General features: G+C 69.8%; 24 protein-coding genes and 1 pseudogene. 12 read left to right on the forward strand and 13 right to left on the reverse strand.

Annotated features, from left to right (window positions below; translation table 11 throughout):
* Positions 1 to 81: 81 nt before the first annotated feature.
* Genes A5692_RS13750 through A5692_RS13760 form a run of 3 tightly spaced genes read right to left on the reverse strand, consistent with a single transcriptional unit; the run spans position 82 to position 3,146 of the window.
* The gene (locus A5692_RS13750; protein ID WP_068056842.1) at positions 82 to 1,050 is read right to left on the reverse strand and encodes an aldo/keto reductase; all 969 of its coding nucleotides are present in this window, start codon (positions 1,048 to 1,050) and stop codon (positions 82 to 84) included.
* Between the two features lie 9 nt (positions 1,051 to 1,059).
* Positions 1,060 to 2,064: a sensor domain-containing protein gene (locus tag A5692_RS13755; RefSeq protein WP_068056844.1), complete on the reverse strand. Its 1,005-nt coding sequence runs from the start codon at positions 2,062 to 2,064 to the stop codon at positions 1,060 to 1,062.
* Between the two features lie 44 nt (positions 2,065 to 2,108).
* Positions 2,109 to 3,146 (reverse strand): hypothetical protein, encoded by a 1,038-nt coding sequence (locus tag A5692_RS13760; RefSeq protein WP_068056845.1) that lies wholly within the window; start codon positions 3,144 to 3,146, stop codon positions 2,109 to 2,111.
* Positions 3,147 to 3,294: 148 nt separating this feature from the next.
* Here A5692_RS13760 and A5692_RS13765 point away from each other — a divergent pair, with 148 nt between their 5' ends.
* Together A5692_RS13765 and A5692_RS13770 are read left to right on the forward strand one after the other, a co-directional pair.
* Positions 3,295 to 3,855, forward strand: a complete 561-nt coding sequence (locus tag A5692_RS13765; protein WP_068056846.1) for a hemerythrin domain-containing protein — start codon at positions 3,295 to 3,297, stop codon at positions 3,853 to 3,855.
* Between the two features lie 67 nt (positions 3,856 to 3,922).
* The gene (locus A5692_RS13770) at positions 3,923 to 4,585 is read left to right on the forward strand and encodes a UdgX family uracil-DNA binding protein (RefSeq protein ID WP_068056848.1); all 663 of its coding nucleotides are present in this window, start codon (positions 3,923 to 3,925) and stop codon (positions 4,583 to 4,585) included.
* A gap of 3 nt (positions 4,586 to 4,588) precedes the next feature.
* Here A5692_RS13770 and A5692_RS13775 read toward each other — a convergent pair whose 3' ends face one another.
* The 4 genes from A5692_RS13775 to A5692_RS13790 all read right to left on the reverse strand — a co-directional run bounded on the left by A5692_RS13775 (position 4,589) and on the right by A5692_RS13790 (position 9,317).
* A complete protein-coding gene (locus A5692_RS13775) occupies positions 4,589 to 6,382 on the reverse strand; it encodes a thiamine pyrophosphate-requiring protein (protein ID WP_068056849.1) in 1,794 nt (597 codons plus the stop codon).
* Positions 6,383 to 6,615: 233 nt separating this feature from the next.
* Complete coding sequence (locus A5692_RS13780) at positions 6,616 to 7,671, reverse strand: DNA topoisomerase IB (RefSeq protein WP_068056867.1); 1,056 nt, start codon at positions 7,669 to 7,671, stop codon at positions 6,616 to 6,618.
* Positions 7,672 to 7,792: 121 nt separating this feature from the next.
* Entirely contained in the window at positions 7,793 to 8,188 is a 396-nt protein-coding gene (locus A5692_RS13785; protein WP_068056850.1) for a heme-binding protein, read from the reverse strand.
* Positions 8,189 to 8,477: 289 nt separating this feature from the next.
* Complete coding sequence (locus A5692_RS13790) at positions 8,478 to 9,317, reverse strand: SDR family oxidoreductase (RefSeq protein ID WP_068056851.1); 840 nt, start codon at positions 9,315 to 9,317, stop codon at positions 8,478 to 8,480.
* 171 nt (positions 9,318 to 9,488) lie between these two features.
* On the opposite strand from A5692_RS13790, the gene A5692_RS13795 reads away from it, so the two are divergent.
* Positions 9,489 to 9,725 carry a general stress protein CsbD gene (locus tag A5692_RS13795; protein WP_068056852.1) on the forward strand — a complete coding sequence of 79 codons (237 nt, stop codon included), beginning with the start codon at positions 9,489 to 9,491 and terminating at the stop codon, positions 9,723 to 9,725.
* 143 nt (positions 9,726 to 9,868) lie between these two features.
* Positions 9,869 to 10,165 carry a DUF3349 domain-containing protein gene (locus tag A5692_RS13800; RefSeq protein ID WP_068056853.1) on the forward strand — a complete coding sequence of 99 codons (297 nt, stop codon included), beginning with the start codon at positions 9,869 to 9,871 and terminating at the stop codon, positions 10,163 to 10,165.
* 10 nt (positions 10,166 to 10,175) lie between these two features.
* On the opposite strand, the gene A5692_RS13805 is transcribed toward A5692_RS13800, so the two are convergent.
* Genes A5692_RS13805 through A5692_RS13815 form a run of 3 tightly spaced genes read right to left on the reverse strand, consistent with a single transcriptional unit; the run spans position 10,176 to position 12,717 of the window.
* A complete protein-coding gene (locus tag A5692_RS13805; protein WP_068056854.1) occupies positions 10,176 to 10,940 on the reverse strand; it encodes an endonuclease/exonuclease/phosphatase family protein in 765 nt (254 codons plus the stop codon).
* Positions 10,941 to 10,993: 53 nt separating this feature from the next.
* On the reverse strand, positions 10,994 to 11,767 hold the full coding sequence (locus tag A5692_RS13810) for a PIG-L deacetylase family protein (RefSeq protein WP_068056855.1): 774 nt from the start codon (positions 11,765 to 11,767) through the stop codon (positions 10,994 to 10,996).
* An 8-nt stretch (positions 11,768 to 11,775) separates the two neighbouring features.
* A complete protein-coding gene (locus tag A5692_RS13815) occupies positions 11,776 to 12,717 on the reverse strand; it encodes an acyl-CoA dehydrogenase family protein (protein ID WP_068056856.1) in 942 nt (313 codons plus the stop codon).
* A gap of 41 nt (positions 12,718 to 12,758) precedes the next feature.
* On the opposite strand from A5692_RS13815, the gene A5692_RS29085 reads away from it, so the two are divergent.
* Both A5692_RS29085 and A5692_RS13820 read left to right on the forward strand, forming a co-directional pair.
* Positions 12,759 to 12,995: a hypothetical protein gene (locus A5692_RS29085; protein WP_156766077.1), complete on the forward strand. Its 237-nt coding sequence runs from the start codon at positions 12,759 to 12,761 to the stop codon at positions 12,993 to 12,995.
* A 107-nt stretch (positions 12,996 to 13,102) separates the two neighbouring features.
* Positions 13,103 to 13,708 (forward strand): nucleotidyltransferase family protein, encoded by a 606-nt coding sequence (locus A5692_RS13820; RefSeq protein WP_068056857.1) that lies wholly within the window; start codon positions 13,103 to 13,105, stop codon positions 13,706 to 13,708.
* Here A5692_RS13820 and A5692_RS13825 read toward each other — a convergent pair.
* The gene (locus A5692_RS13825; RefSeq protein WP_007168278.1) at positions 13,702 to 13,959 is read right to left on the reverse strand and encodes a hypothetical protein; all 258 of its coding nucleotides are present in this window, start codon (positions 13,957 to 13,959) and stop codon (positions 13,702 to 13,704) included. The two genes, A5692_RS13820 and A5692_RS13825, sit on opposite strands and share 7 nt — an antisense overlap.
* Before the next feature lie 155 nt (positions 13,960 to 14,114).
* On the opposite strand from A5692_RS13825, the pseudogene A5692_RS13830 reads away from it, so the two are divergent.
* The 3 genes and pseudogenes from A5692_RS13830 (at position 14,115) to A5692_RS13840 (ending at position 17,777) form a co-directional block, all read left to right on the forward strand.
* Positions 14,115 to 15,129, forward strand: a pseudogene (locus tag A5692_RS13830) (chemotaxis protein CheB).
* Positions 15,122 to 15,880, forward strand: a complete 759-nt coding sequence (locus tag A5692_RS13835; RefSeq protein ID WP_068056868.1) for an STAS domain-containing protein — start codon at positions 15,122 to 15,124, stop codon at positions 15,878 to 15,880. Before A5692_RS13830 ends, A5692_RS13835 begins: the two are co-directional and overlap by 8 nt.
* Positions 15,881 to 15,935: 55 nt before the next feature.
* Positions 15,936 to 17,777 (forward strand): CheR family methyltransferase, encoded by a 1,842-nt coding sequence (locus A5692_RS13840; protein ID WP_068056858.1) that lies wholly within the window; start codon positions 15,936 to 15,938, stop codon positions 17,775 to 17,777.
* Here the strand turns inward: A5692_RS13840 and A5692_RS13845 are convergent.
* The gene (locus tag A5692_RS13845; RefSeq protein ID WP_082962687.1) at positions 17,774 to 18,667 is read right to left on the reverse strand and encodes a chemotaxis protein CheB; all 894 of its coding nucleotides are present in this window, start codon (positions 18,665 to 18,667) and stop codon (positions 17,774 to 17,776) included. The two genes, A5692_RS13840 and A5692_RS13845, sit on opposite strands and share 4 nt — an antisense overlap.
* Positions 18,668 to 18,851: 184 nt before the next feature.
* Here A5692_RS13845 and A5692_RS13850 point away from each other — a divergent pair, with 184 nt between their 5' ends.
* The 3 genes from A5692_RS13850 (at position 18,852) to A5692_RS13860 (ending at position 21,984) form a co-directional block, all read left to right on the forward strand.
* The gene (locus A5692_RS13850; RefSeq protein ID WP_068056860.1) at positions 18,852 to 20,027 is read left to right on the forward strand and encodes a glycosyltransferase; all 1,176 of its coding nucleotides are present in this window, start codon (positions 18,852 to 18,854) and stop codon (positions 20,025 to 20,027) included.
* 42 nt (positions 20,028 to 20,069) lie between these two features.
* On the forward strand, positions 20,070 to 21,164 hold the full coding sequence (locus A5692_RS13855) for an AraC family transcriptional regulator (RefSeq protein ID WP_068056861.1): 1,095 nt from the start codon (positions 20,070 to 20,072) through the stop codon (positions 21,162 to 21,164).
* Positions 21,165 to 21,468: 304 nt separating this feature from the next.
* Complete coding sequence (locus tag A5692_RS13860) at positions 21,469 to 21,984, forward strand: STAS domain-containing protein (RefSeq protein WP_082962688.1); 516 nt, start codon at positions 21,469 to 21,471, stop codon at positions 21,982 to 21,984.
* Here A5692_RS13860 and A5692_RS13865 read toward each other — a convergent pair.
* Positions 21,981 to 22,386: FAD-dependent oxidoreductase (locus tag A5692_RS13865; RefSeq protein WP_197514455.1), on the reverse strand; the 406-nt coding region annotated here is incomplete at its 5' end. The two genes, A5692_RS13860 and A5692_RS13865, sit on opposite strands and share 4 nt — an antisense overlap.

Raw genomic sequence — 22,386 nt, forward strand, 5'->3', positions numbered from 1 at the left:
TTCGCGCGTCCGCGCCGAGATTGCCGTGGTGGCTGTTCTCGAGGGCCTGGCCACGGCCCTGACGGCAATCTCGGCGCGAAACTAGCGGCCCAGCTTCTCCCGGACCAGGTCGGTCAGGAAACGCCCGGCCGAGACCGGCCGGAAGGCGCGGGCCGCCCCGGTGAGCGCCTCACGGGCGTCCGGCGGCAGTTCGATGTCGGCTGCGGCGACGTTGAATTCGAGCTGCTCGACGCTGGACGCGCCGGGGATCGCGACGACCCCCGGATAACTGATCAGCCAGGCCAGCGCCACCTGAGCCGGTTTGGCGCCGACGGTGGTCGCCACGTCGCGCAGCGTCTGCAACAGCGGCTCGACGCGGCGCAGGTTCTCCGTGCCGAACAGCGCGTTGAGCGCCCGGACGCCACCGGGACGGTTGTCCAGGCCGTATTTGCCGCCGAGCAGTCCCTGCTCGAGCGGGCTGTAGGCGATCACGATGCGGTTCTCCCGCTCGGCGAAGGGCACCAGGTCCTCCAGCGGCCCCGCGTGCGCCAGCGAGAAGTGAACCTGGTTGCTGACGACCGGCCGGCCGAGCGCGGCGTCGGCCTTCCGCCACCGCTCCAGCGAGTAGTTGGAGACGCCGACCGCGCCGATCTTGCCGCCCTCGAGCAGGTCGCGCATGCCCGGCATGATCACGGTGTCGGGGACCAGTGGATTGGACTGGTGGATCTGGTAGAGCGGGATGCGGTCCAGGCCCAGCCGTCGCGCGCTGGCGCGCTCGCGCTGCTTGACCACCGCCGGGAACGGCGCGACCGGCATGATCTTGCTGGCCACCGCGACGTCGGCGCGTTCGTCGCCGAGCGCCTCGCCGAGGATCCGCTCGCTCTTGCCCAGCCCGTACACCTCGGCGGTGTCGAACAGCGTCACCCCCAGGGCGAGCGCGCGGCGCACGATGTCACGCGCGGCGCCCGAGGCGTAACCCTCGCCGTAGCCCCATTCCCGTGACCCGAACTGCCAGGTGCCCAAGCCGATCCGGCTGACCCGTCCCACTCCGTCGACGTCGAGATACTTCATGCGCCCACCCTAGCCAGGGATCTTGCCCAGCACGTAGGTGGCGATGCCCACCCCGGCCAGCCGCGGCTGCTCGGCGTCCGACGTGCCGCTGCAGGAGACCATCAGGTCGACGATCACGTTGGCCTTGGCCGCGATCGCCCGGGCCGAGCGGATTTGCAGGCCCCGGGGTGTCAGGTCCAGCGTGGTGATGCCGTTGCCCGCATCGGCGGGCGCGCCCACCGCAAAGGGGAGCGCCTCCCCGCTGGGCGGTGTCAGCGTCACGGTCAGGCCGCTGCAGCGGCGCCATCCCGACAGCAGCGCCGCGAGCTGCGACTGCGCCGCAGCCGGGTCGCGGAAGGCCACGACCGCCTCGATGACCTGGGTCGACTTGAGGAAGGTGTGCGTGTCGCGGTACTCCGCCGCGTGGTATCCGGCCACGTCGCCGGTGTAGGCGTCCGGTGTGCCCGGGGCGATGCTGCCCCAGCATTCGGGCCGGTCGATGGCCCCCGCCGCGCCCGGACGGCCCGGGTTGTTCCAGGTCTGGCCCGCCTCGAGGTTCTGGTCGGTCGTGAGGTTCTTCAGGGCGTCGGCGCCCGGCAGCAGCGCCGCCAGGGCGTCCGGTGTGACCGGACCCGGGCCGGCGGGGGTCACCGGGCCCGAGGAGGTGGTCGCGGGCGCGGCGGTCTGCGGGGACGGGGCGGGGCCCAGGGTGGCCCACGCGACCAGGGCGGCGACGCCGACGGCGATGAACGCGTACGACAGCGCCAGCCCCGCCCGGGCGCGGTCCCGGCCGGGCTCGCCGGTGCGGCGGATCTGCGCCAGCCCCGCGTGTCCCAGGATCGCGCCGACCGGCGCGAACACGAACGCGAACACCAGCGACAGCGTCGCCAGCACGTTGACGGGCGGTCGGTACGGCGGGGCGGGGGCCGGCGGCGGGAGCGGCGGCGGTTCCAACGGCGGCGGGGTCGGCGGCACCCGGCCCAGTGGGTCGTAGGTGTACGGGTTCTGCCAATACCGGTCCTGCGGGTCGGTCACGCCAGCGCCTCCTTACCGGCCGAACCTGCCCGCAATGTAGCCGATCACAGGCGCGGTTTGGCCACGCTGACCACGTAGGGCCTGTCGGCCAAGGTCAGGTACACTCGATGCGGCCCGATCGCCATGCCCGACAGCGCCGCCGACTGGGCCGCCGGCGGCAGTCCGGCCCGGTAGCCGATGACGCGGATGACGGGGATGCTCCGGGTCGGGAAGCCGGTGAAGCTGGCGGTCTCGAGCACCACCAGCTCGTGGTCGGTGGCGGCGTAGAGCCGGGTGTCGTCGGTGCCCAGTTCCCGGATGGGGGACGGCAGCCGGGTGCTGGCCAGCACCGCCAGGCCCTCACCGCCGCGGCGCGAGTCCACCGCGTACAGCGTGCTGTCGTCGGGCCCGGCCACGTAGCTGCGGGTCACCGCGGCGCCGTCGCCCGCCGAGACGGCGACGTTCATGGGCAGCGACCCGCGCTCTTCGGCGGGAGACGAATACCCTTGGTAATGGCGGATTCCCGACGGCGCATAGGCGTGGTATTCGATCTCGCGGCCGCGGTTGGCGCCGTCGATGCTGTCCGCGCGATCACCGGTGATTCCGGCGGTGGGCAGTTTGCGCAAGCCGTATTGGTCCACCGGCGTCACCGACTTCCCGTCCGACGACAGCGCCAGCAGCGTCCGCAACCCGGCGTCCTCAGACAGATACGCCGGGGCGGGTCCGGCATCGAAATCGCCGATCTGGCGCAGGCTTTGGAGGTCGACCTCGGCGACCCGGCCGCGGTCGGGCTGCGGCACGAACACGATGCGATCGTCTTTCTGGCTGATCTGCAGGTTGCGTCCGGCCGCCATGGGCGCCGAGAACCGGGTGTCGGCGGCGCCCGGGTGGTCACCGGCGCTCACCTCGGCAAGCCGGTGATCGGCGGTGAGCGCGACAAGGGCGTGCGCGCGATACGACCACACCGGCGCGCGCAAGGGCGCCGCGACCGACCACAGCACGACGTCGGGGGCGCTTTCCAACGATGCGCCGGGCGCGGCGCACCCCGCCGTGACGACGAGCGCGCCCAGGATCGCCGCCCGGGTGCGGACACGGCCGGCCATAGGCGTCCTCCCTTTCGCGGGTTGCCTTTCGCGACTTGGTGAGGAACTACCCGCTGGTGGGCGGCCGTACCCGTTTGGTGGCGGATTTCCTCGGGTAGCCGAAAGAAAGCGCGCAACAGCCCGCGCGCCGAATCAGGGGAAGGACACCATGGCTCAGAGCGCCATCAAGTCGCCCACCGATGTGGTCGACTTTCTCGTCAGTCAACACCAGCAGATCAAGTCGTTGTTCGCCGAGACGTTGGCGGCTTCGGGGAAAGAACGTGAGAAGGCGTTCGTCGAACTCCGGCGACTGCTGGCCGTCCACGAGACGGCCGAGGAGGAGATCGTGCACCCGCGCGCCAAGCGGAAGCTCTCCGACGGCGCCGCGGTGGTCGACGAGCGGCTTCACGAAGAGCACGAGGCCAAGACCGTCCTGCAGAAGCTGGAGAAGCTCGACGTCGACAGCGCGGAGTTCACCAGCATGCTGACGCAACTGCGTGACGCGGTCGTCGAGCACGCCGAGCACGAGGAGCACGACGAGTTCTCCAAGCTCGGACAGGAGCTGAGCGACGACGAGCTCGAACGGATGGGCCGCGCGGCCAAACTCGCCGAGGCGATCGCGCCGACCCGCCCGCACGCCGGTGTCGAGTCGCAGGCGGCCAACCTCGCCGCCGGACCGTTCGCGGCGATGCTGGACCGCGCCCGCGACGCCATCGTCGGCAAGGGCTAGCACGACTCACGGGGTGTCCCCACTCGAGGGGGAGTGGGGACACCCCGTCCCGCGCTGAGGAAAAACCATGACCGCCGCCAAGACCCCCGGCGCCGACCGTTACCTGCCCGCCGAACGCGGGCTGGAGGCGCTGCGGGCGGCGGCCGAATGCTGCCGCGGCTGCCCGCTTTTCGCCGACGCCACTCAGACGGTGTTCGGTCGCGGAGACCCCGGAGCGCCCATCATGCTGGTGGGCGAGCAGCCGGGCGACCAGGAGGACCTCGCGGGCGAGCCGTTCGTCGGTCCGGCCGGGCGGCTGCTCGACCGGGCCCTCGAAGACGCCGGCATCGCTCCGGGGCTGGCGTACGTGACCAACGCGGTCAAACACTTCAAGTTCAGCCGCAAGAGCGGCAAGCGACGGATCCACCAGAAGCCCGGCCGCACCGAGGTGGTGGCCTGCCGGCCGTGGCTCATCGCCGAGATCGAGGCCGTGCGGCCGCGGGTGATCGTCTGCCTGGGCGCGACCGCCGCGCAATCCCTTCTGGGAGCGACGTTTCGGGTCTCCGCCCAGCGCGGCCGGCGGGTGTCGCTACCGGACTCCCTGGTCGACCTGGAGCCCGAGCCCGTCGTGGTGGCGACGGTCCACCCGTCGGCGGTGTTGCGCGATCGCAGCGACCGGCACATCGAGTCCTACCGGCTCTTCGTCGACGACCTGCGCAGCGCGCGTGCCGGGATCGTCGCCGGCCGCTGACGCTCATCCCTTCCTGTGCGGCATGAACTCCTGCGCCTTGGTCTTCAGGCCGACCTTGATGAAGCCCCTGCGGTCCTCGTCGCCGGAGAGCACCGCGGCGGCGGACGACTTGAACTGCTCCCAGGTGGCATGCGGCGGGATGGGCGGCATGTCGGGGTCGGTGAAGACGTCCAGCACGGTGGGTCGGTCGGCCGACAACGCGTTGCCCCACGCGCCCTCGAGCTGATCCGGGTCCTTGATGGCCATCGCGTTGAGGCCCAGGCTGGCCGCGAACGCGGCGAAGTCGACATCCGGAAGCGCTTGGGATTCATGAAATTTCGGCGACCCTGCCATGGCGCGCATCTCCCAGGTGACCTGGTTGAGGTCGTTGTTGTGCAGGATCGCGATGATCAGCCGTGGATCCGCCCACTCCTGCCAGTACCGTTTGATGGTGATCAGCTCGGCCATGCCGTTCATCTGCATGGCGCCGTCGCCGACGAACGCGATGACGGGCCGGCGCGGGTGGCCGAATTTGGCGCCGATCGCGTACGGCACACCCGGTCCCATGGTGGCCAGCGTGCCGGACAGCGAACCCCGCATGTTGCCGCGGAAGCGCAGATTGCGGGCATACCAGTTGGCCGCCGAGCCGGAGTCGGCCGTCACGATGGCGTCGTCGGGCAGCTTGGGGGAGAGCTCGGAGTACAGCCGCATCGGGTTGATGGGGTCGGCGCTGACGTGCGCTTCCATGTCCATCGTCTCCCACCAGCGCGCTACGTTCTTCTCGATCCCTTCCCGCCATGACCGGTCCTCCTTGCGGCGCAGGTGCGGAATCAGCGCCCGCAGCGCGGTTTTCGCGTCGGCCACCAGGTTGACCTCGTAGGGGTAGCGCATCCCGATGAGCCGGCCGTCGACGTCGATCTGCACCGCGCGGGCCTGCCCGAAATCGGGCAGGAACTGCGTGTAGGGGAAGCTGGATCCCACCGTGAGCAGCGTGTCGCAGTCCCGCATCAGCTCGTAGCTCGGCCGCGTGCCCAGCAGGCCGATAGAGCCGGTGACCCAAGGCAATTCGTCCGACAGCACGTCTTTGCCCAGCAGCGCCTTGGCCGCCCCGGCCCCGAGGAGGTCGGCGACCTGGGCCAGCTCTTCGTGCGCTCCGCGCGCACCGGTGCCCGCCAGGATGGCCACCTTCTTGCCCGCATTGAGGATCTCGGCCGCGCGTGTGATGGCCGCGTCGTCGGGGGCGATTTCGGGGTATTCGATGCCCAGGCTGGAGGGCACCATCTTGAACGCGTGCTCTGGCGGCGAGTACGGCAGCTCCTGCACGTCGCTGGGGATGATCAACGCCGTGGGCGCCCGCTGGGTCATCGCGATCCGGATCGCGCGATCCAGCACGTTGGGCAATTGCTCTGGGACGGTGACCATTTGGACGTAGTCGCTGGCGACGTCCTTGAACAGGTTCAGCAGGTCGACCTCCTGCTGGTAGTTGCCGCCCATGGCGGTGCGGTTGGTCTGCCCGACGATGGCCACCACCGGAACGTGGTCGAGTTTGGCGTCGTAGAGGCCGTTGAGCAGATGGATCGCGCCCGGCCCCGACGTGGCCGCGCACACGCCGACCCGGCCGGTGAATTTCGCGTAGCCGACCGCCTCGAAGGCGCTCATCTCCTCGTGGCGCGACTGGATGAATTTGGGCTTGTTGTCGGCGCGACCCCACGCGGCGAGTAACCCGTTGATGCCATCACCGGGGTAGGCGAACACGTGCTCGATGCCCCATGCCCGCAATCGCTCCAACAGGTAGTCCGAGACCTCTTGCTTGGCCATTGATGTTCCTCCTAGACAGACGGTTTTCCGTGATGTTCGCTAGGTACGCCGGGCACGCAGGAGACACGGTGGCGCGTGGTTTGCTGCGATCGCCCGCGGCCGTCTGTTTCGACCGCAACCTGGCGTGACTGAGCCGCCAGGGCACTTCCCACACGACGGGCATACCCAAGATCGGCGCCGTTATTCGTCCGTTTTTCCGCAGGCAGCAAGGGGCAGCTCGGCCCGCGCTCGGGTCACGCGCTCTTGAGCAGCGCGGACGATCCGGATGCGGTGTGGCCCTTGGCCACTCGCCGGATCAGATTGCGCGTGGCCTTGTCGAGGATCTCCTGGGCGGCGTCGGGGTCGCGGGCGCGTTCGGCGCGCCGCGTGGCCGCGGCGATCGTGAGCCCCTGTTCATACCCGGTCACCACGCGCGGGTCGACGTAGGACCCGCGGGCCACCGCCGGGGTGTTGCCCAGCTCCTCGGCAACCTCCTTCATGACGGTGGATTCCACGCGTTTGGCCACCCGCCGGGAAACGGCCGGGTCCGCGTCGGCGAACGCCGTTGCCGCCAGCACGGTTCCGTGCCAGGTCCGCAGGTCCTTGACGGTGTATTCGTCGCCGACGAGTTCCTTGAATCGGGCATTGAGGTCGTCGGACCGCAACTCGACCCAGCCGGACGCGGTGCGGCACACCAGGAGTCGTTCGGTTCGTTCGGGCCGGCGCGTCAGCGCGCGCACCGCGCGGACCACCTGGGGATCCTCGATCTCCACGGTGCGGCGCACACCGCTCTTGGCGGGAAAGTCGAATTGGACCGCATCGCGCCGGACCACTACGTGATCGCACTGCAGGGTCGCCAGGCCGTACGACTCGTTCTCCTCGGCATACTGCTCTCCGCCGGCGCGGAAATACCCGCGATCCAGCAGGCGCGACGCCAGCGCCAGCACCCGATTGCGGGTCAGCCCGCCGCGCGTCAGGTCTTTTTCGATAACGGCGCGCCACTGTGGCAACCGGGTGGACAGTTCCAGGACGCGGTCGAACTTCTCCTCGGCGCGTTCCTGTTGCCATGCGCTGTGGTAGAGGTACTGGCGGCGGCCGGCGGCGTCGACGCCGACGGCCTGAATGTGTCCGTTCGGGTGCGGGGAGATCCACACGTTTTTCCAGGCCGGCGGAATGACCAGATCCTTGATGCGCTGTAGGGTTTGCGGGTCGGCCAGCAGTTCGCCGTCGGGCCCGTAATACGCGAAGCCTTTCCCGCGGCGCTTGCGCGCGATGCCCGGCTTGTTGAGAACGCTGCGACGCAGCCGCATCATTTTCCTCCAGTTACGTTCGCTGACTGGACAATTACCCGTCGCGGTTGCCGTTCACACGTCGCGACGAAACGGCCCGCCACAGCGTCGTGGCGGGCCGTTCGGCGGATCGCGGCGCAGCTCAGCCGGCCATGAACTCCTGGTAGGCCGACTCCAGGGTCGGCGGCAGGGCCGAGACGTTGCACTGCCGTTCGGTGTCGCCGATCGGCGCCAGGATGCCGCGCAGGTCGTAGTACTCCTGCGGATGCGCCGTGAAGTAGCCCCGCAGGTTCGCCGCGGCCTCCGGACGCGGCTGGCCGTAGGCGGCCGTGACCACCTGGTTGGCGCCCGGATGTGCCGCCAGGTACTGCTCGGCCGAGCCCCGCACGGACGAGACGGTGGCGTTGACTCCGCCGGGGCTGCAGTCGGGCGCCGCGGCCGCGGACGGTGCGACGACGCCCATGGTGATCCCCCCGAGCAGGCAGCCGGCACTGATGCCGGCCAGTCGCCGGCGCGCGACAATACTGCTGATTTTCATGATCAGTGTGTCCTTACAGAAATTGCGAATTGGTTCTCGACAGAGGCTCCCGATCCTCGAAAACCAAAGTAGCGGAAGTCGAAAGGTGCCGGGTTCGCTCGCGACGAACGCGGAAGGCAAAATCCATCAATACGGCCAGGGAACGTGATCGTTCACTAAGCGAATGGTCAATTCCCGTTGGCAACGTTGAGAATTCTTAAGACCACACCGTGATTCTTAAGGAACCGTAATCGACATCGTGACGGAATCGTGACCTGAAATCGGCACTGTCCCGGCCCTGGGACGCCGCTCAGATGCGGGAGAAATCCGGCCGGTCCACCGACGCGTGCGCGCCGTCACCGCCGTCCTTCGCGTGACCGTCGGCACCGGCTGGGGGGAGCGAACTCAACCAAGTCTCGACGTCGGGACCGAGGACGATCGCCTGATCGGACGCCAGCAACGCTCCCGTGGCGAGCGCGGGAACGGGCGGCGGTACTACGCGTACGGAACGGCTGTCACCTTGCCGGTCAAGGACTTTCGATGTCAGTTGGGGCAGCCGGATGGCGTCCGGACCGGTGATGCTGCGCGGCGTAGGCGTCTGTCCCAGCGCCGTCTCGACGAGTACGTCGGCGACGGTGTCGGCGGCGATGGGCTGGATCAACCAGTCCTCGACGATCACCTCGTCCCCGTCACGATTGACCGGCCCCGCGGCGCCGGTGGCGAACTCGAACCACTGAGTGGATTTCACGACCGTGGTCGGGACCGGACCGTCGAGCAGGATCTGTTTCGCCGCGCGCTTGGCCTCGTAGTACGGGGTCCCGTCGAACACGGGATCGTCGATGCAGGCCATCGTCGACACCACCAGGCGCTGGACCCCCCGCGCGGAGCAGACACCCATGACGTTGCGGGAGGCGGTAATCAGGGCCTGGGTGATGGTGGGCTGCCCGTCGGCCGGCACGGGATTGGATACGTCGATCGCGACATCTGCTCCCTTGAGCGCCCGGTATAGGCTCTCCCCGTCGAGCAGGTCGACGCTGTGAGCGCGGGAAACCTCAACGACCCCGACGTCGCGGGCCTTGAGCCTGGCGACGACGCGGGATCCGACCGTACCGGTCGCCCCGATTACGGCGATCGTGGTCAGAACCCTCACCCCCTTTCGTTGGTCGCTGAGCAACTACCCAGCAGATCCCGGTTGAAACTGTCCAATTCGGCGGCAAACGCTCTCCCGTGATCGCGCGCACACCGACACGAGAGTTTGGCGGGTCGGCCGGCGGGAACGCCGTAGGGGCGAGTTGCACAGTAACCAAAGGGAGGTCGATCCATGGGGGATGGCAAGAGCGGGCCGCAGGAAGCCGTTCAGGGCACCGTCGAGGGCGTGAAGGGCAAGGTCAAGGAAGTCGGCGGGGCCGTGCTCGGTCGCGACGACGTGGTCAAGGAGGGTCAGGCCCAGCAGGACAAGGCCGACGCTCAGCGCGACGCGGGCAAGAAGGAGGCCGAAGCCGAGTCCGCGCGGGCCGGTGCGGAGGCCGCCGAGCAGCGCGAGAAGGAAAACCAGTAAGTCGCCGGCGAAGGGGTCCGGTCCCGCTCGGGGCCGGGCCTCTTTTTCGTGTCCGCGCCGCGGTTTCAAACCGCCGAGCCGGGTTATCCCTGGCTAGAACCGACCGCCGGTGTGTAGCGTGCGGTGGACTAGCGAGGTGGACGATGGGCTTGACCGGCCGGGTCTCGAGCGTTCTCGCGTTCTTGCGCGCGGGTTACCCGAGCGGTGCGCCAGCGCTCGGATACGCGCCGCTCCTGGCGCTGTTGCCGCGACGGGTGTCCGACGACGAGGTCACCACCATTGCGACGAAATTGGCTGCGCTCGAACGTGGTCCGATCACCAACGTTGACGTCGGGGTAGCGATCACGCGGGTCACCGACGAGCTGCCCTCGGTCGGCGAGATCGAGCGGGTCCGCCGCCGGCTGAGCGCGATGGGATGGGCGGGGCGTCCCCAGGCCTGAGCGCCGTGCTTCACGCGTGTGCGAGCTCGACCACCAGCGGTCGATGGTCGGAGATCCCCATGGGCTCGCTCTCGACGGCGCTGCCGCGCAGGCGGCGGTCGTCGGTCACGATGTGATCGAGCTGGCGGTCGGGGGCATCCGCGGGGAAGGTCGCGGCGGCGGCCAACGCCCGCATGCCCGACCAGCGCCGCACCGTCTTGGGGGTCATGTTCAGGTCGCCGGTCAGCAGCCGCGGGCCCGGCAAGCCGCGCAGGTCGTGCACCAGCCTGCGTAGCTGGCGACGATTCCAGCCCGGCACGAACGACAGGTGCGTGTTGGCCACCGTCAGCCCGCCCATCGGGGTGTGCAGCTGCGCGATCACCGCCGCCCGCGGCTCCTCGTCGACGATCATCACCCGGTTGGGCCCGGGCAGGTACATGGGAAAACGCATCGGAATGCGGGGCAGCCGCACCACCTGCCAGCTCGCCACCGGGTAGCGCGACAGCAGCGCGATTCCGTAGGCCGCCGTCCCGGGCTGCTCGTGACCTGTGGCGGCCATCCACGTCGCCCCCGGGGTGCCGGAGATCGCGGCCACGAACCGGTGCTCGACGGCCCCCATGGCTTCGGCCGCCACCGCGGTGAGGTCGGCGCGGTCGGAGCGCGGCTGATCACAGTCGACCTCTTGCAGGCTCAGGACGTCGGGATCGAGGCGGCGCACGCAGTCGCGCAGCCGCGGTAATTCCACCCCGTCACCTACGGTGCGGCCGTGCAGGATGTTGAAGGTCGCCACGCGCATAGGGTCCTCCTACCCACTTTCCCGGGTGGGCGGTCACGACCGCCTAGGATCTCTCACCGGAACACGACCTCTCCCACGGCGAGCAGTCGCTGCAGGACGAATGGCGGCACGACGGTCGCGCGCCCGGCGCGGCTGGGTCCCAGCCTGCTCCGATAGCACTGCGCCGCAAGGCGTTTGCGGTTGATGGCCCAGCCGGGTGCGGGCAGCGAGCGGGCGCGGTCCCACGGCACCGTCGGATCGGCCGGGGCGGCCCAATGCCACATCCAAATCGGATATTCGAGCAGCGCGACGCCAGTGCGCGCGCACGCCGCCGCCGCCGCCCGTCCCACCGCCTCATGATCGGGGTGCCCGTCTCCCCGCCAGGTCGCCGCGCACCAGGTGTCGGGACCGGCGGTCGCGAGGATGTCGACGAGCGACTCGGTGATCGCGTCCTCGTGGTCGGCCAGCTCGCCGCCGGGCAGGCCCAGCGTGACGGGCGGACTGACGCCTAAAACGTCGCTGGCCCTGCGCAATTCGTATCGACGCGTGGTCGCCAGACGAATCCGGCCGGATCGCGTCGCACCGGGCTGGGCCGTCCCCCCGTCGCTGACCGAGACCACCCGGACGTCGACGCGCGACGCGACCAGTTGGGCGATCGTCGCGCCCAGTCCGAGGGTTTCGTCGTCGGGGTGGGGGGTGACGACGATCAGGCGTGGGCACTCGCCCAAGTCCAGTGGCGGCACGGGGCCGCGCTCGAAAGCGGCCAGCCACAACGGCGCCGGAGTGCCGCCGTGGGTGAGCGGCTTGGCGGCGAACCGGTCGCGGTTGCTGGTCGATGCGGTTCTCACGTCGCGCCTCAGGGCCGTCGGCCCGCCAGCCGCCCCAGCTCGGCGAGGTCCCGCTCGGCGTGGCTTTGCCGAATGTAGATGCTCAGGTCGGCGACGCGCTGGGCGTGCCGCCCGTCCTGGCAGAGCGGGCCGGGCCCCAGCGCGCGGCCGGTGCGGGTGATGGCTTCGTCGACCGCGTGTTCCACGACCGAGCGGACGCGCCGGGCCAGCAGCTGCGCGGTGCCGGCCCGGTCGAACGGATCGGAATCGACCTGGGTGGCCGCAACGGCCAGGATCGCGTCGCCCGCGGCCAGCGCGGCGTCCACGGCGCCGAGGTGAGCCAACGAGTAGGCGTCGGCGGATTCGCTTGCGGCGCAACGATACAGGGGATCGGCGACCCTGCGAGCGCCACCCAGCCAGCAGGCGGCCACGCCGATCGCCGCGTGCCAGAAGCCGGGCCGGTTCACATAGTCGCCCGGGTCGCCGACGGCCACGGCGTGGGTGTTGGTGAACTGCACGGGCCGGGTGTCGCTGCCCGCCATTCCCGCGTTCCACCAGGTGCTGGGCAGGGGTTTGACGCCCGGATCCGTCACCTGGACGGCGAACAGGCCCGGCGTTCCGTCCTCGAGCCGGGCGGTCACCAGCGCGTGGGTGCAGAACCCGGCGCCCGAGCACCACACCTTGGTACCCGTCAGGGTGAACGCGCCGTTGACATCGGTCGCCGTCAACACCGCGTCCGGGGACTCGGCGGCCCAGACGCCCCACAGTTGACCGGATTCCGGTGGTTTACCGCCCAATTCGTGCAGGATCGCGACGGCGTCGGCATGGGCTTCGGCGACCCTGGCCGCCACGATGTTCTCTTCGGCCAGCGACGCCAGGCGCTGCCAACGTTCGGCGGTGCGCCCGGAGGCGGGCAGTGGCAGCTCGAGCCGACCGGACTCCAGCCAATGCCTGACCAATCCCGCCGTCACGCGCAATCACCCGCCACCGATCTCCCCAGTTGCCTGAGGCGGTGAGCGAACCCGTGGGGCGCCCGAGCCCGGGTTCGCGCCGACGTGATGACGGACGATTCGGTGTCGCGGTGGATGTGGTTGCCCGCGGGCTCACACCGCGCGACGAGGCCGACACCCGCGCCGCAGGCCAGGGCGCGAAGGCCGCCGATGCCCCCACACACCGGCGACTCCGCCCGTTGGTCGTGGGCGGAGATCGGGGCGGCTGCGGCATCACGCACATGGAGCCGGGCGGCTGACATAACCGTAAGATTTGCCCAAAGGGCCGCAACTTAAACGGCTTACCCTCCCGGCGCCGCGTCCGCGCAGGTTCCGCCCCTCGCCCGCGGGGTATCACCTAGGCACGATGACCGCCCACGAGACGACAACCCACGGAACCCACGTCGACCCGCCCGCGTCCAGCACGCCGCTGCGGGGGGCGCTGCGGGGTGCGGCCTCGGCGCTCAAGGAGAACGGACCGCGTTTCGCGTTGGCCGGCAGCTACGCACTGTGGGCCTACGGCGCGCCCGAGCCCACTCACGACGTGGACCTGGTGGTGGCCGAGTCGGACGTGGACGACGCCGTCGGCACCCTCAGCGACGCGGGCTTCGCCGTCGAACGGCCGCCGGAGGACTGGCTGTTCAAGGCGCGCGCCGGCGAAACGGTCGTCGACGTCCTGCACCGCCTCAACGGCGTGCGGGTCGAAACGTCGACCCTGGACCACGCCGAGCAGCACGACGTGCTGGCCATCCGGATGCCCGTGCTGCCGCCCACCATGGTGCTGATTCAGCAACTGCGGTCCCTGGGCGAGCATTACTGCGACTTCGCCAGGCTGCTGCCCGCCGTGCGCGCGGTGCGCGAACAGCTGGACTGGGATCAGATCAGGGCGCAGACCGCCGACAACGACTACGCGGTGGCATTCCTGGTGTTGATCGAGCGGCTCGGCCTCACCTGTGCTCGCGACGGTCAGTGATTCCGCAGCTTGGCTACCAGCTTGTCCTTCGTCAGGCTCGAATACCCCGACATGCCAAGTTCTTTCGCGCGCTTCTTGAGCTGCGGGACGGTCCAGTCCTGATACGAGCCCGACTTGCCGCCCTTGCGCCCGACCGAGGACTTGCCCCGGGCCGCGGCCGCATTCGAGATGCGGGCGGCCTTCTCCTTCGAGTCGCCCTGCTTGCGGAGGTCTTTGTACAACTTCTCGTTCTTGATCGACGAATTCGGCATCATCCATCCTCCTGTCCATGATCACCAGAGCTCAAGTCAGGATGCCCGCCCGGACCGGGGTGAAAACTCCTGCCCGCGAAGCCCGCACCGGCCGATACGCGCATCTATCCCTCGCCGCGTGGGTTACCTACCATTGATGCGGGTAGTCGAGGGTGGTGACCGGAGCGATCAGCGACGACGGCGAATTGCGCGGTGTGGTGGCAGTCGGTGCCTCCGCCGGGGGAGTGGAAGCGCTGTCGAAGCTGGCCGCGGGGTTGTCGCCCGACGTTCCCTACGCCTACGTGATGGCCCTGCACATCCCGGCCGGTGCGCCCAGCGCGCTGTCCCGGATCGTCGACCGCTCCGGCCCCCTGCCGGCCGTCGCGGCCGAAGACGGCGCGAGGCTCGAACCGGGATGCATCTACGTCGCCCGCCCCGACCACCACCTGCTGGTCGCCGACCACCGCGTGCTGCTGTCGCAGGGACCCACCGAGACTGGGCACCGGCCCGCGATCAACGCGTTGTTTCGGTCGGTCGCCCTGGCATTCGGCGCGCGCGGTAGGCGTTTTGCTCTCCGGGGTGCTCGACGACGGGGTGCTGGGCCTGGCCGCGATCCGCTCGCGCGGCGGCATCACCATCGGCCAGTCAGCCGAGGACGCGCTGTTCCCCGCGATGCCGACCCACGCGCGTGACGCCGGCCTGCTGGATCACCAGGCCGCGGCCTGCGACATCGGCGCCCTGCTCAAAGAACTGTCGCACCAAGAGCGAGAGGGTGCGGAGATGGAGCCTGACGCCGCAATGGAATTGGAGAATCGCATTGCCATGATGTCGCGATTCTCGACCGAATTCGACACCCAGGAGTTGGGCGCGCCCTCGGGTTTCACCTGCCCGGACTGCAATGGCTCCCTGGTTTCCGTCAGCGAGGGCAACTTTCGCTGCCAGGTCGGTCACGCCTGGACGGCCGACGCGTTGCTCGCCGCGCGGGGCGCCGAAGTCGAGGGCGCGCTCTGGGTCGCCTTGCGCAGCCTTCAGGAAAAGGCCCGATTGGCGCGAACGCGGGCCGACCGGACCGAGCCCGGACTGCTCAACCGGCACTACACCGACCTGGCCGAAGAAGCCGAACGGGCGCTGAAGGTCCTCGGCGACCGGTTGTCGAACACCGCTCCGCGTGGGGGTGGGGCCGGTGGCTGAACCGCGGTCCGCCGTCGGCATCGACACCGAGGCGCAAGATGAGGTGCCGGTGCTGATGGTCGCGGGCGTGCTGGACAGCTTCACGTATCGGACTCTCCGGGACGCGGTGATCAAGGCGGCCCTGGACGAGCCCAGCGCGGTGATCGTCGATGTCAACCGGCTCTCCGCGCCGACGGCGTCGGCCTGGACGGTCTTCACCAGCGCGCGCTGGCACGTCAGCGTCTGGCCGGACGTCCCGATCCTGCTGGTGTGCTCGGCACCGGACGCGCGGCGGGCGATCGCCGCCGGCGGCGTGACCCGGTACGTGCCGGTGCACCCCACCCGGGAGTCGGCGCTGGACGCTGTGCGCAGTCAGTCGTTACGGGTCCGCCGTCGGGCCCGCACCGAGCTTCCGCGTTCACGCGGCAGCCTCGGCCTGGCCCGCACGATCGTCAGCGATTGGCTCACCGAATGGGACTGCCGGGAGGTGGTCCCCGTGGCGTCCACGGTGGCCACCGTGTTCGTGGAGAACGTGCTCGACCACACCACGAGCGCGCCCGTGCTGATCGTCGAAAGCTTCGACGACGCCGTCACCGTCGCGGTGGAGGATCGCAGCAACCGGTTGCCGGGCCGGCACGAGGACGCCGAACGCGGCGCCGAGCTCGTGTCAGGCCTGGCCATCGTGTCCGCCCTGTGTCGGGTCTGGGGCACCACCCCGACCTCGACGGGCAAGACGATCTGGGGGTTGGTCGGTCGCGAGAATCAACTCTGATCAGCGCGAGTAATGTTCAATTCCTTCGGCCACGCGCGAGGCGGACGGGACTTGGATGGACGGCAGTACTGACGAGGCTTTCGAGGCCCTGTTGCGCTACATGCGTGACTCGCGCGGCTTCGACTTCACCGGCTACAAGCGCACGTCCCTGATGCGCCGGGTCCGCCACCGGATGGACCAGGCGGGCTATAGCACTTTCGAGGAATACCTCGACTTCCTGCAAGCCAGTTCCGACGAATTCGCGGCGCTGTTCAACACGATCCTGATCAACGTCACCGCCTTCCTCCGCGACCCGGAGGCTTGGGAATACATCGCCGCCGAAGTCATTCCGCGGATGCTGGCCGAGCGCGGTCCGGGCGACCCGATCCGGGTGTGGAGCGCGGGCTGCGCATCCGGCGAGGAGGCCTACACGCTGGCCATGCTGCTGGCCGAGGCGCTGGGTCCCGAGGCATTCCGGCAACGGGTCAAGATCTACGCCACCGACATCGACGAGGACGCGCTGACCGAGGCGCGCGCCGCGTCCTATGATGCCAAGGCCGTGGAGTCGGTGCCGGCCGACCTGCTGTCCCGCTATTTCGAACAGGTCAACGGCCGCTACGTCTTTCACAAGGACTTGCGCCGTGCGGTGATCTTCGGCCGCAACGATCTGGTCAAGGACGCGCCCATCTCCCGCGTCGACCTGCTGGTGTGCCGCAACACGCTGATGTACCTCAACGCCGAGACGCAGCGAACCGTCTTAAGCCGCTTGCATTTTGCGCTTGCGCCGCAGGGGACGCTGTTCCTCGGGCACGCCGAGATGCTGCTCAGCCATGGCGATCGGTTCACCCCGCTGAACCTCAAACACCGAATCTTCCGCAAGGCGATCGGCAGCCACGCCGGCATCGAGCGCTACGACCCCGCCGGGGCGTTCTACGAACGCAACGTCGACCTGACGGACCTGACGACGGTGCGCGACTTGGCTTTTCGTGCCAGTCCGGTGGCTCAGATCGTGGTCACCGGCGATGACACCGTTGCGATGATCAATCAACAGGCCGAGACCCTGTTCGGGCTCTCGGCCCGTGACATCGGCCGGCTCCTGCGCGACCTCGAGGTGTCCTACCGTCCGGTGGAGCTGCGTGCCTACCTGGAGCAGGCCAAGGTGGAGCGCCGGTCGGCGCGGATCCAGGACGTCAAATGGCAGCGGCCGGGCGCCGAGACCGTGTGGTTCGAGATCCACGTCAACCCGCTCGTCGACGCCGAGAACGGGCTGCTCGGCGTGTCGATCGTGTTCTTCGACGTGAGCGCGACGCGCGCCCTGCTGGACAAGGTCGTCCAGACCAACCGCCAGCTGGAAGCGGCCTACGAGGAACTGCAGTCCACCAACGAGGAACTCGAGACCACCAACGAGGAACTGCAGTCCACCGTGGAGGAACTCGAGACCACGAACGAGGAACTGCAGTCCACCAACGAAGAACTCGAGACCATGAACGAGGAACTGCAGTCCACCAACGACGAGCTGCACACCATCAACGACATGCTGCGGGAGCGCAGCCTTGAATTGGACGACGCGAAGAACTTCCTGGATTCGCTGATCGACTCGGTTCGCATGGGAATGGTGGTGGTGGACCGCGAGATGAAGGTGATCCTGTGGAACCGCGGCTGCGAGGAGCTGTGGGGGCTGCGCTCGGAGGAGACGATCGGAAACAGGCTGACCAACCTGGACATCGGGCTGCCGCTGGAAACCGTGCGGCCGCTGATCGGCAACGCGTTCGTGGACGCCAGCAGCTCCGGTGAGACGGAGGTCGACGCCGTCAACCGGCGGGGCCGGCCCACCCGGGTGCGCATCATGTGCACATCGTTTCGGTCGGGCGAGGAGACGGTCCGCGGCGCGCTGCTGCTGATGGAGGTGGTGGTCTAGCCGCCTGCCTGCCCCCAACGGGCGGCCGCTTCCTCGGCCGCCTGGTGGGCCAGCTGTGCGCGGCGCCGCGACTCGGCGGCCCTGCGCCGCGCCGTCTCCACCGTTTCCGCGGTGGCGCCGAATCCCGCGGACAGGTCCCGTCGTCTGCGGCCGAGTTCGGCGGCGCGCGACGCGGCGAGTTCGGCGCGACCTGCCGCGTTGTTCACTACCTCGTCGCGCAACAGCCCCGGCGCCGGCGTGTCCGCACCGGAGCCGTGAATTGGGGGTCCCCAGGACACCCGCCCGTTGTCGCGGGGCTGCTGCGCGGGCAGCGGCGCCCCCTCGACGACGCCCGCCAGCATGCGGCCGATCTGGTGTATCGGCAACACCAGGTCGGCCCCGGCCCGCGCCGCCGCCACCGGCATCGACGAATACAGGGCGGTGTCCGGGCTTTCCGCGAGGACGAGGGCGCCGGCGCGCTTCATCGCCGCCGTGCCCGCAGCCGCGTCTTGGCCGGAGCCCGACAACACCGCCGCCACGCTGCGTGGCCCGTACGACTCGGCGACCGACCGCAGCAGCACGTCGAAGCGCCGCACCCCGAGGCTCTTCATGGCGCGCAGGCGGCAGCGGCCGTCCGGGGTTAGCTCCAGCTGCATTCCCGGTGGGCAGATGACCACCTGTCCCGGCGCCAGGGCCTGCCCGTCGCGCGCCCAGCTGACCGGTCGCCCGCTCTGCCGGCGAAGAATCGCCGGCAACACGCTGTCGTGGTCGCCGAGGTGTTGCTGCACGACGACCGCGGCCGGAAACTCCGCCGGCAGGTCCGCCAATACCCGTGACAGCGCGTCCAGGCCCCCCGCCGACGCCAGCAGGACCACCAGCTCGACGACGGGCCGGTGCGCGTCGCTCGCCACCCGTCTAGTCTTCCAAAACGGCGGCTGCGGCACAGTCCCGCGAGCGATCCGTTCGGGTCGGGCCCCGAAGGGTTGTCCACAATGCGAAACCGCGGCGCCTCAGGCGAAACGGCCGCGCCGCCGAGTTTCGCCCATATCGGGCCGGGTACGCCCCCACGCCAAGGGCGACGGAAGGGGTTCGAAGGTGAGGATCGCGATCGTCAGCGGCGACGACATCGTCGGCGACGACCCACAGCAACTGTCCGCCGCGCTCGCGGCCCGCGGCCACGAGGTCACCCGATTCGTTCGGCACAATGGCCGCCGAGCTGCGGGTACCAGCACCGACGGCCGCACCGTATCGGTGGGCGTCGGCCCACGAGCGGCAAAGTCGGTCTCGGACGTGCTGCCCTACGTCGGCGACTGGGCGGGTTCCCTCGCCGGCCAGTGGGCGGCCGAGGCGCCCGACGTCGTGCACGCCTACGGGTGGCTTGGCGGTCTGGCCGCGCAGCTGGCCGCCCGGCGGCGGGACGTCCCGACCGTCCAGACTTTCCCGGGCCTGGCCGCCACCAACGGGACCGATCCGGCCGGGGGCACGCCTTCGGAGAGTGAACGGCTCCGCATCGAACCGCTCCTGGCGCGCAGCGCGAGGTGGGTGACCGGTGAGAGCTCCGATGACGTCGATGCGCTGACCCGGTTGCGCCGCAGCCGTGCCCGGGTGTCGGCTTTGACGAGCGGTGTCGACGTCGAGCGATTCACCTCGAGCGGTCCGGCGCTGGCCCGTACCGACCTGCATCGTGTCCTCTGCCTGGCGCCGAACCCGCTGCCGGACAACGGCTTCGATATCGCCATCGGCGCTCTTCGCAGGGTTCCCGCCACCGAGTTGGTAGTCGCGGAGACCGGCGCCACCAACCGGGCGCACGACGAGGCGCGGGCCCGGCTGCAACAGTTGGCCGCCAGGCTGGGCGTCGACGACCGCGTTCGGTTCGCAGGCACCGTCGCCGGTGACGAGCTGTCGACGCTGCTGAGGTCCGCCGACGTGGTCGCGTGCACGCCGCGACGGCCACCGCGCGCGACAGCGGTGCTGCAGGCGATGGCCAGCGGCGTGGTGGTGGTGGCGTTTGGAGTGGGGGTGCTCAAAGACGCCGTGGTGGACAACGTCACCGGCTTGGTGCTGTCGCCGGAATCGTCCGTCGGGCTGTCCGCAGCTTTGAGAAACCTTCTCCCGCAAGGCTTTCAACGTGCGAGCATGGGCGCGGCCGGCCGCAGTCGCGCCGTGTCGCGCTATGCGTGGGACCGGATCGCCCTCGACACGCTCAACATCTACCGGCAGGTATCCCCACGCTGGACGCCGGCGCGCTTGCAGTCATCCGGTGTCCGGTGATGCAATGATCACAGCGCGAAAGCCGTGGGGGGACCGCAGACTATGACCGCCATGACGAGCATCACCGACAGCGCCGGCCCAGGTGTGGCCGCCGGTGCTATCGGTCAACGGCCCGACGCGGATCAAGCCGACCCCGGCGCCCCGGCTCTGTCCGGCGATGCCGGACGGCCGGCACACGTTCCCGGCTCGGCGATTCGGTTCGACCAGTTCCGCACCGTCGACGCGCAGGCCGCGCGGCGATTCTTTGCCGGCGTCTACACCCCCGGGTGGCGCATCACCGGGCTGATGGGCGGTTCGGCCGTCGCCCACCGCCGCTGCGAAGCCGGCTCGCTGACGCTGGACGACGTGACGTTTCAGGGGCGCGTCGCGCTGGAGATCCCGGCCTCCGAGGGCGTCGTGGTGATCCAGCCCCGCGCGGGGTCGACGAGCATTGCCGGCGGCCCCCTCGCGACGGTGGACTTCCCGGTGCTCGTCGCCCACGGGATGCCGTGCGTGCTGCAGTGCAACGGGTCACGTTTCGATGTGGTCAGCATCCCCGCGGACGTGCTGCACCGGGCCGCCGCGGATTGGCGCACGCCGTTACCCCAGCAGATCCACTTCCGGGACTGGCGCCCACGCTCGCGCGCGGCCGTGCGGGCGTGGCACCGGGCGCTGGACTATGTGGCGGGGACCTTGGCCGGGCCGGACACAGCGCATCAGCCGCTGATCGTGGCCGGACTGGCTCCGCTGCTGGCCGGCGCGCTGCTGGAGTGTTTCCCGTCCAACGTCACCGAGCAGGATCTGGCCGACGAGCCGACGTTGTCCGAAACGCTCAGGGAAGCAGTGTCTTTCATCCATCGTCACGCCGCCGCCGACATCAGCATCAACGACGTCGCGGCGAAGGTTCATCTGACGCCCAGGGCGGTGCAGTACCTCTTCCGCCGCCAGCTCGCCACCACGCCAACGGAATACATTCGCCGCGTGCGCCTCAACCGCGCCCATCAAGAGTTGCTGGCGGGCGCGCCGTCCGACACCACCGTCACCGAAATCGCCCAGCGGTGGGGCTTCGCGCACACCGGCAGGTTCGCGGTGCTGTATCGCCAGACGTACGGCCAGAGCCCGCACACCACCCTGCGGCACATGACCCCGCAGTCGTAACGGCGCGCCGACAAGGCGCAGGTCAGGCCCGCCGCGTCCATCGCGCGTCACCTTCGCGCCACGGTTGCGACGCGAACACGCCGAAAGTTGTTTTTTCTCACCCCGTGTCGTCGGTGTAACCCCTGGTCGGCCGCCGATTGCGGGGCCGAACGGCGGGCGGGCCGGGCCGCCGATGTGCGCCGGCGGCCGCCATAGCCGGTAGGCTTTGGTCAGGTTGAGTCCCCAGCTGCCGTTATCTACGGGCGCCACTCGGACACCGTCGTCGCTCGCCCTGCTCACTATCAAGCCTGAAGGGCGCACAACCATGACCGCTTCACCCGATCTACGCACACCCCAGACACATCCGCCCACGCTGCTCGGCCAACCGCGCAGCCGTTATCAAATCGATTGCGCCGGAGCGCAAATCCATGTTCACGCCCGCAGCGTGGCCACCGTCTTGCGCATCGACGGTGAAGTCGACGCATCGAACGTCCACCTGATCATCGAGGCCGTTCGCCGGTTCTCGCGGCTGAAGGCCCCGCTGGTGCTCGACCTCAGCGGCCTGGATTTCCTTGCCGGCTCGGGCCTGCGCGCGCTGCTGGTCCTCAACGAGGAGCATCGCCGGGCCCAGCTGCGGTCCGTCGTCGTCAGCGGCGCGGCCCTGCGCCGGCTCACCCGGATCGTCACCGACCACGGGCTGCCGATCGCCGACTCGGTCGCCACGGCCCTTGCGCACATCGAAGGCGCGACGACGGCCCGCCGTCGGCTGGTTGCGGGCCCGGCCCGGCAACACGAACCGCAGCGGGACACGTCGGCGCGGTTTCGGGGGCTGGCTTCCTAGCGGTAGCGGCCCAACCGGTGCATCAGCTGCTCGGCGGCGTAGCGGCCGCTGGCCAGGGCGCCGTGCACGGTGCCCGGATTGTTGACGCCGACGGCCTCGCCCGCCAGGTAGAGCCGGTCGCTGACCGGATCCTGCAGCCGACGGCGGTCGTCGAGGCCCGAGCCGGGAGCGTGAAAGGAGTAGGCGCCCCGCGCATATGGGTCGGCGCTCCAGTTCGACGTCTTGACCCCCACCGGCGCGACATCGCCGAACAGCCGGCGAGCGACGGGCAGCGCGGTGGCCATCAGGTCGCGCGGTGAGGCGGCCTCCGCGGCGCGCCCGCGGTCACCGGCGTTGAGCGCCAACACGATTGGGCCCGCAGCGGCCGGCATGGTGAACCACTGGGCCCATTGGCCGCCGTCG

It is taken from the genome of Mycobacterium sp. E342 (genome assembly GCF_001667665.1).
Taxonomy (GTDB): Bacteria; Actinomycetota; Actinomycetes; order Mycobacteriales; family Mycobacteriaceae; genus Mycobacterium.

What these genes read in the sequence shown, in the direction of transcription:
- A5692_RS13795 (WP_068056852.1), top strand. Translation starts at nt 9,489, where the DNA reads ATGGGGGATGGCAAGAGCGGGCCGCAGGAAGCCGTTCAGGGCACCGTC.
- A5692_RS13770 (WP_068056848.1), top strand. Translation starts at nt 3,923, where the DNA reads ATGACCGCCGCCAAGACCCCCGGCGCCGACCGTTACCTGCCCGCCGAA.
- A5692_RS13820 (WP_068056857.1), top strand. Translation starts at nt 13,103, where the DNA reads ATGACCGCCCACGAGACGACAACCCACGGAACCCACGTCGACCCGCCC.
- A5692_RS13840 (WP_068056858.1), top strand. Translation starts at nt 15,936, where the DNA reads ATGGACGGCAGTACTGACGAGGCTTTCGAGGCCCTGTTGCGCTACATG.
- A5692_RS13860 (WP_082962688.1), top strand. Translation starts at nt 21,469, where the DNA reads ATGACCGCTTCACCCGATCTACGCACACCCCAGACACATCCGCCCACG.
- A5692_RS13750 (WP_068056842.1), bottom strand. Translation starts at nt 1,050, where the DNA reads ATGAAGTATCTCGACGTCGACGGAGTGGGACGGGTCAGCCGGATCGGC.
- A5692_RS13775 (WP_068056849.1), bottom strand. Translation starts at nt 6,382, where the DNA reads ATGGCCAAGCAAGAGGTCTCGGACTACCTGTTGGAGCGATTGCGGGCA.
- A5692_RS13785 (WP_068056850.1), bottom strand. Translation starts at nt 8,188, where the DNA reads ATGAAAATCAGCAGTATTGTCGCGCGCCGGCGACTGGCCGGCATCAGT.
- A5692_RS13780 (WP_068056867.1), bottom strand. Translation starts at nt 7,671, where the DNA reads ATGCGGCTGCGTCGCAGCGTTCTCAACAAGCCGGGCATCGCGCGCAAG.
- A5692_RS13800 (WP_068056853.1), top strand. Translation starts at nt 9,869, where the DNA reads ATGGGCTTGACCGGCCGGGTCTCGAGCGTTCTCGCGTTCTTGCGCGCG.
- A5692_RS13855 (WP_068056861.1), top strand. Translation starts at nt 20,070, where the DNA reads ATGACCGCCATGACGAGCATCACCGACAGCGCCGGCCCAGGTGTGGCC.
- A5692_RS13805 (WP_068056854.1), bottom strand. Translation starts at nt 10,940, where the DNA reads ATGCGCGTGGCGACCTTCAACATCCTGCACGGCCGCACCGTAGGTGAC.
- A5692_RS13765 (WP_068056846.1), top strand. Translation starts at nt 3,295, where the DNA reads ATGGCTCAGAGCGCCATCAAGTCGCCCACCGATGTGGTCGACTTTCTC.
- A5692_RS13825 (WP_007168278.1), bottom strand. Translation starts at nt 13,959, where the DNA reads ATGCCGAATTCGTCGATCAAGAACGAGAAGTTGTACAAAGACCTCCGC.
- A5692_RS13760 (WP_068056845.1), bottom strand. Translation starts at nt 3,146, where the DNA reads ATGGCCGGCCGTGTCCGCACCCGGGCGGCGATCCTGGGCGCGCTCGTC.